The organism is Streptomyces phaeochromogenes, from assembly GCF_001418655.1.
Lineage (GTDB): Bacteria > Actinomycetota > Actinomycetes > Streptomycetales > Streptomycetaceae > Streptomyces > Streptomyces phaeochromogenes.
Map to the genome: position 1 here is coordinate 1 of NZ_LIQZ01000579.1, position 354 is coordinate 354.

General features: G+C 66.7%; 1 protein-coding gene. It reads left to right on the forward strand.

Going from position 1 to position 354, the window contains the following annotated elements:
- Window positions 1–24 precede the first annotated feature (24 nt).
- A partial coding sequence (locus tag AOK17_RS53170; RefSeq protein ID WP_245697842.1) for a phosphatase occupies window positions 25–354 on the forward strand: 330 nt, incomplete at its 3' end.

Here is a 354-nt window from a genome sequence, read left to right on the forward strand (position 1 = left end):
GGGTGGGTGCGTCAGCATCGGGGGGTGTTGAGTAGTGGAGCGTTGCGGGCGCATTTGCTGGCGGCGAGGTTGGCGGGGACGGTGGCCACCTCGCGGGAGGCGAGTCTCAGGAGCTATCGGTTGTTCGCCGCGCGGGATCCGCGGGTGACGATCGGGCTTGACCCCGAATGGACATGGGAACAACCGGATTTGATCGCTTTGATGGCGGACAAGTGCGGGGTGTCCCCCGATCCGCAGCACACCTCTGGTCCTGATGTGATCGATCCTGAGCGGACTTTGGCGGCTCTTGAGGCCTTCGCCGCCCGGCTTGCGGAAGCCGCCCGGAACCGTTCCCCGGTGCTGCTCGGCACCGGA